Below are 6,136 nucleotides of genomic sequence, written 5' to 3'. Positions count from 1 at the left end.
CGGCACCGACAACGACGACCGCTGGGAAGGCCGTCTGCGCGTTCAGCGCGACTTCTAATCGGCTCCTCCCGAGTGTTAGAGGAAACCCCGGTGGAAACACCGGGGTTTCTTTTTGCATCCATGGTCTGCAGTGCAAGGCGATGCCGTCAGAAGCATGACAAGGTCCTGCTTCTCAGCTTGCCCGAAGGGTGAGGAAATACGCTGAAACTCAGGGTGAGGTTTCAGCGCAGGCGATCAGATCCTTGATGGATTGAATAATCGGTTCTTCGATCAATGGGGCATGGCCCTGTCCTGACACGGTGATTGCCGTCATACGCGGATGACGCTCCTGCATGGTGCTGAGAGTTTGGGCCGACAGGAGATCCGAGTTCTCTCCGCGAATGGCGAGAACCGGAAAGGGCTTCAATGCACCAAACAGGTTCCACAAATCCGGCATCGGCATCTCCAGATCGAGCTCCTGCAAAGGCCTCATCAGACTGGGATCGTAGCTGAGAGCGAGACGGCCGTTCTTCTCGTGCCAAGTCCCTCGTGCCATGCTCTCCCACTGCTCTTGTGTGAAGGCAGGAAACTGCGCATCCGAAACCTGCTTCAGGATCTCGGCGCCTTCCTGAAGCGTATTGGGTATGGGTAATTTGCCCACGTAGCTGCGGATACGGATCAACCCTTTAGGTTCGATGATGGGGCCGACATCGTTGAGAACGGCCCCGGCCAGTACTGTTGGCCGCGTTGCGCTCAAAGCCATCGTGAGAAGCCCGCCACGCGAGGTGCCGACGAAAACCGCCTTCTCGATCCCAGCAACGATCAGGACCTGCAGGACATCATTGAGTTCGGTTCCGAGCTCGTATTGACGCCAGTCGGAAGCCCATTCCGAGCGTCCGCGTCCACGATAATCGAGGGCAAGAACACGGTGAGGGCGGGCTGCGTCCGTACTGAGCGCTTCGGCGAGAGTGTGAAAATCCTCGGAGTTGCGCGCAAGGCCGGGCAGGCACACGACAGGCAGCGCGCTCCCGTTGAGGGGGCCGTAATCACGCGCGTAGAGACGCAAGCCGTCGGAGGCCGATACGAAAAGATCCCGGTAAGAGCTGCTCATGTGAGACTCGACTTGAGGCGTCGGATGAGCAGCATCTTGCCTCAATACGCGGTCTTTGTCGCATCCGCCGTTTCAGCCGTTGCCGGGGCAGGTGCAGGCTTCTCCTTCAGTCGCGCCCGGTAGACATGCAGGTTTTCCATGACACGCTGCACGTAGTTGCGGGTCTCATAGAACGGGATGCGTTCGACCCAGTCGATCATGTCGACCTGGGGCTTCCGCGGGTCGCCATAGGTCTGGATCCACTTCTTCACGTTGCCGCCACCGGCATTATACGAGGCGAAGGCAAGGATGTAGGAGCCCTTCCAATCCTCCATCAGCTCTCCCAAATGAGCCGAGCCGAGCTTGGCATTGTAGGACGGGTCTTCCACCAGCCGTTGCAAGTCGAAGCCGAGGCCGAAGCGCTGTGCCGTGCGCTTGGCGGTGGCCGGCATGAGCTGCATGAGACCGCGCGCGCCTGCGCTCGAAACGGCTTTGGGATTGAAGGCGCTCTCCTGCCTGGCGATGGCATAGACCATTGCAGGCTCCACCTCCTCGCCAACAGGCTGGAAATCCGGAATGGCCGCAAGCGGATAAGCGTGCTGGTCAAGCGGGAAGCCCCGCTGCAGGGCAGTCTTGCCAACCGCCAGAACCGCGCGCGGATTCTGCTGCGAGGTGGCGAGCGCCGCGAGGGCATCGAGCTGTCCCGGATCGTTCATGGTCTGGGCGAGGTCAATGTAGAGGCCGATCGACAGTTCCGGTTCACCCACCTGGTGCAGAAGGCTTAGCGCTCGGACAGGGATGAGAGCCTCGAAAGCCTTGCGCTCCTCATTCTTCAGTGGATCCACCGATCGTAGAGACACGCTCTCTCCAAGGTTCTCGCGGGCGAGCTGCCCGTAATAGGTGGTCGGGTGGTCGGCCGCTCGGGCGTAGAAGACCTTCGCGTCAGCCGATGCTCCGGCAGCTTCCGCGGCTCGCGCTTGCCAATAGGCGATGCGGGACTGGGATATGGGCGTGGAGGCCGTCTTCGCTGCCGTCGCGAAGTGCTTCGCAGCTGCTGCCGGATCATTCAGGAAGCGAAGCGCGATCCAGCCAGCATGGAACTCGGCTTCGATTTGCTGCGCGGGGGATTCGGCGGCGTGGTGGCTTGCCACCTTGTAGGCTGTCTGAGCATCGCCCTTGTCGAGAAGCTCCCGCGTGATGAGGCGCTGCTCGGCCCACCATTCGTCTCCATCCACGCGAAGCTCATGATCGCGCGGCGCCTGCATGATGATATTGGCAGCCTCGACCAGGTTCTTGCTCCGGCGCTGAAGGAGCGCACGGGAGAACAGGTAGGACGGGTCGCTCCGCAACGAGGCCGGGACAGCCGCGAAGGCCTTCGCGGCCTTCTTCTTGCCCTGGAACACGCTCATGCGCGCCTTCACCAGGGTCACGTAATCCTTGCCGGCATAGCCCGCCGCACGCAGGGCCGCGCCCCAGTTCTCCTTCAGGAGGTGACGTTCCATACGAAAGCGATGATCGGCCTGAGTCAGCAGGTTCGGGAGGCGGTCGCGGATGCGGCTTTCGGTTTCGCTGCCGAAGGTGTCCTCCCGCCAAGCATGGCGGATTAGGTCCGTGGCCTCTTGGTCGAGGCCGTCATTCTTGAGCGCGAAACCGAGCGCGATGCGTCCGGACGCCGTGACCGGGCGCTGCTTGTCGAATAAGGCGCGGATCTGGGCGGTCGAGGGGTGTTGCGCGAGGAAAGTATCCTCCATGCGCCGGCGTAGCTGCGCGGTCACGGGCCAGTCCGGATAATCCGTCCGGAAGGCCATGATCCTCTCATAACCGACGGGCAAGCCGCTGCGGATGGCGAACCATTCCGCCGCAGCCTGCGCTGCCGGGTCGGAAAGCTTCGATTTCAGGATCGCGGCTTCCGTCAGATCGTTGTCCCGGTAGGCCTTGAAGATCAGCGGCAGCTGTTCCAGGTCTCCCATGGCCTTGGAGGGCGGCGTGAGGCTCTCCAGGATCGTGGCTTCCGGTGAGCCAACGGGCGTTTCGTTGGCGTGAACGGTGAGGGCGGACAATTGGAGCATGGCGACAGACGCCAGAAGACGTATGGAAAGGCGCATTGTGAGGTTCACCCGCTAACCCCCGTGCCGTCGCTTGTCTGTTATTGCGACGTTCCTCTTGAGGAAACACCAAGTGCCGCGCTAGGACAACACCCTAAAGGTTCGTTTGCGCCCATGCGACGCACCCCTTATGTGTTAAACCCTTGGGCTGCTTCAGATCTGCCGCTTCTTAATTAGAGGATTATCATGACCCGCTTCTCAGGCTCCATCACGGCTCTGGTGACCCCCTTCAAGGATGGCGCCGTGGATGAGGCCGCCTTCCGGGCCTTCATCAATTGGCAGATCGAGCAGGGCACCCATGGCCTTGTACCGGTCGGCACCACCGGCGAGAGCCCGACGCTGAGCCACAAGGAGCACGACCGGGTCATCGAGATCTGCGTCGACGAGGTGAAGGGCAGGGTGCCCGTGATCGCGGGCGCCGGCTCCAACAGCACGGAGGAAGCCATCGGCTTCTCCAAGCATGCGGAGAAGGTCGGCGCCGATGCGGTACTGATTGTCACGCCCTATTACAACAAGCCGACGCAGGAGGGCCTCTATCAGCACTTCAAGGCCATCAACGACGCCATCGGCATTCCGATCATCATCTACAACATCCCCGGCCGCTCGGTGATCGACATGTCGGTGGAGACGATGGCACGGCTCTACGAGCTCAAGAATATCGTGGGCGTGAAGGACGCGACCGCAAATCTCGCCCGCGCCAGCCTGCAGCGCCAAGCCATGGGCCCCGATTTCATTCAGCTCTCGGGCGAGGATGCGACGGCTCTCGGCTTCATGGCCCATGGTGGCCATGGCTGCATTTCCGTGACGTCCAACGTGGCTCCGCGCCTGTGCGCCGAGATGCAGGAGTCCTGCCTGAAGGGCGATTACGCAACCGCCTTGAAAATTCAGGATCGCCTCATGCCGCTCCACAACAACCTGTTCCTTGAGACCAATCCGTCGCCGGTGAAGTACGCCGCGTCCGTTCTGGGCCTGATGAAGGACGATGTGCGCCTGCCGCTCATCCCGGTCTCCGAGGGCACGAAGCAGGCTGTGCGGTCGGCCATGGTCCATGCGGGCCTGATCAACGCTTAAAAATAATGGCAAAAGATCCGAAGAGCGCCTTCCGCGTTGTCGCCGACAACAGGAAGGCGCGGTTCAATTACGAAATCGTCGATACCTACGAGGCCGGCATCGCGCTCACCGGCACGGAGGTCAAATCCTTGCGCACGGGCAAGGCCACCATCGGCGAGGCCTATGCCGGTCCGTCGGGCGAGGAGTTCTTCCTCTTCAACGCCTATATTCCGGAATACCTCCAGGCCAACCGTTTCAACCACGAGACGCGCCGCCCACGCCGCCTTCTGCTGCATAAGAACCAGATCAACAAGCTGATCGGTGCGACGCAGCGTGAGGGCTTCACCGTTATCCCGCTCAAGATCTATTTCAACGAGCGCGGACGGGCGAAGGTGGAGCTCGGCCTCGGCCGCGGCAAGAAGCTCCATGACAAGCGCGAGACGGAGAAGGAGCGCTCCTGGAACCGCGAGAAGGCGCGGCTCATGCGCGAGAAGGGCTGACACGGCGTCCTCGCGCTCTAGAGCTGTTTCCCTTGGCATGGAATCAGCTCTCTTTGTTGCTGGGCCGCATTTTTGACGGTGAACCGGATCCACTTCACCGAAAAGTGCTCTAACTCCCTGCTGCAATCGGAGGGATCAGCATGGCGTCCGTGGCTCTCGTTTCCGTTCTCGGCCCCGACCGCGTCGGGCTTGTCGCCGCGATTGCGGAGCACCTGTTCAATATCGGCGTGAACCTGCGCGATACGACCTTCGCCTCGCTGGGGTCGGGAGCCGAGTTCCTGGCGATCTGCGAGCTGCCCGGAGATCTCGAAGCAGGCGATATCGAGACCGGTCTGAGGCAGCTTCCGGAGCTGGAAGGCTCGGAAGTTCGGGCCGTTCCTTACGCCTTCGATCCCAGTCCCGGTCCCGCTGGCAGCATCACGCATCGCATCACCATCAGCGGCGGCGATCAGCTCGGCCTCGTGGCGCGGCTCGCGGAGGTGTTCAAGCAATACAATGCCAACATCGTGCGCTTGGAAGCCCGCAAGCTCTCAGATGCCGAGGGGGGACTCTACGTGACGCGCTTTGCTGTCTTCATTCCAGACGAGCAGGTGAACCTCTGCCTCGCCACCGTCAGCAACACGGCCGGCACGCTGGGGTTGGACTGTGATGTCGAGGCGGGCACGCTTTAGCGCGTGTCTGAAACAACAACGGCCGGGACGAGCCCGGCCATCTCAGCATTCCATTTAAACTTATCCTAGAGATCGAACTCGTCGTCCGATCCCTGCTGGCGGATGCCGTAGCGGCTTTCCAGGGCGCCGTTGCGCGGCTGCTGTTGCTGTTGGGTCCGCGGGCGGTCATTGCCTTCCCCGGCGGGGCGCTGCTGACGATCCGACGGATCGCGGCCGATGCGGGAGGCCAGCTGCGAGAGATCCAGAAACTCGTCGGCCTGACGGCGCAGCTCGTCGGCGACCATCGGGGGCTGGGTGGTGATGGTGGACACCACGGAGACCCGCACGCCCCGGCGCTGCATGGCCTCGACCAGCGAGCGGAAATCGCCATCGCCGGAGAACAGGACCATGTGGTCGATAAAGGGAGAGAGCTCGAGCGCATCAATGGCGAGCTCGATATCCATGTTGCCCTTCACCTTGCGGCGGCCGGCGGAGTCGACGAATTCCTTCGTCGGCTTCGTGACCACGCGGTAGCCGTTGTAATCGAGCCAGTCGATGAGCGGACGGATGGAAGAATATTCCTGGTCTTCCACGAGGGCCGTGTAGTAGAACGCGCGCACCAGGCTGCCCCGGCCCTGGAATTCCTTCAGCAGGCGCTTGTAGTCGATATCGAAACCAAGCGTCTTAGTCGTAGCGTAAAGGTTGGCTCCGTCGATGAAGAGCGCAATCCGCTGCTGGCCTGACATAAGTATTCTCTGTCTG

General features: G+C 61.7%; 6 protein-coding genes. 3 read left to right on the top strand and 3 right to left on the bottom strand.

Annotated features, from left to right (window positions below; genetic code table 11):
- Window positions 1-208: 208 nt before the first annotated feature.
- Complete coding sequence (locus ACUXUR_RS19190; protein WP_445503958.1) at window positions 209-1,090, bottom strand: alpha/beta fold hydrolase; 882 nt, start codon at window positions 1,088-1,090, stop codon at window positions 209-211.
- 41 nt (window positions 1,091-1,131) lie between these two features.
- Complete coding sequence (locus ACUXUR_RS19185) at window positions 1,132-3,174, bottom strand: lytic transglycosylase domain-containing protein (RefSeq protein ID WP_445503957.1); 2,043 nt, start codon at window positions 3,172-3,174, stop codon at window positions 1,132-1,134.
- 186 nt (window positions 3,175-3,360) lie between these two features.
- Here ACUXUR_RS19185 and dapA point away from each other — a divergent pair, with 186 nt between their 5' ends.
- From dapA to ACUXUR_RS19170, 3 genes are all read left to right on the top strand, one after another.
- Entirely contained in the window at window positions 3,361-4,245 is an 885-nt protein-coding gene (dapA, locus tag ACUXUR_RS19180; RefSeq protein ID WP_445503956.1) for a 4-hydroxy-tetrahydrodipicolinate synthase, read from the top strand.
- A 5-nt stretch (window positions 4,246-4,250) separates the two neighbouring features.
- The gene (gene smpB / locus ACUXUR_RS19175; protein ID WP_047192065.1) at window positions 4,251-4,724 is read left to right on the top strand and encodes an SsrA-binding protein SmpB; all 474 of its coding nucleotides are present in this window, start codon (window positions 4,251-4,253) and stop codon (window positions 4,722-4,724) included.
- A gap of 140 nt (window positions 4,725-4,864) precedes the next feature.
- The gene (locus tag ACUXUR_RS19170) at window positions 4,865-5,395 is read left to right on the top strand and encodes a glycine cleavage system transcriptional repressor (protein WP_445503955.1); all 531 of its coding nucleotides are present in this window, start codon (window positions 4,865-4,867) and stop codon (window positions 5,393-5,395) included.
- Between the two features lie 65 nt (window positions 5,396-5,460).
- Here the strand turns inward: ACUXUR_RS19170 and ACUXUR_RS19165 are convergent, their stop codons facing one another.
- Window positions 5,461-6,120 carry a LabA-like NYN domain-containing protein gene (locus tag ACUXUR_RS19165; protein WP_445503954.1) on the bottom strand — a complete coding sequence of 220 codons (660 nt, stop codon included), beginning with the start codon at window positions 6,118-6,120 and terminating at the stop codon, window positions 5,461-5,463.
- Window positions 6,121-6,136 lie beyond the last annotated feature (16 nt).

This window comes from Microvirga medicaginis (assembly GCF_052658925.1).
Note: the sequence above shows the minus strand (reverse complement) of the source record. Positions and strands in the feature narration are given on the sequence as shown.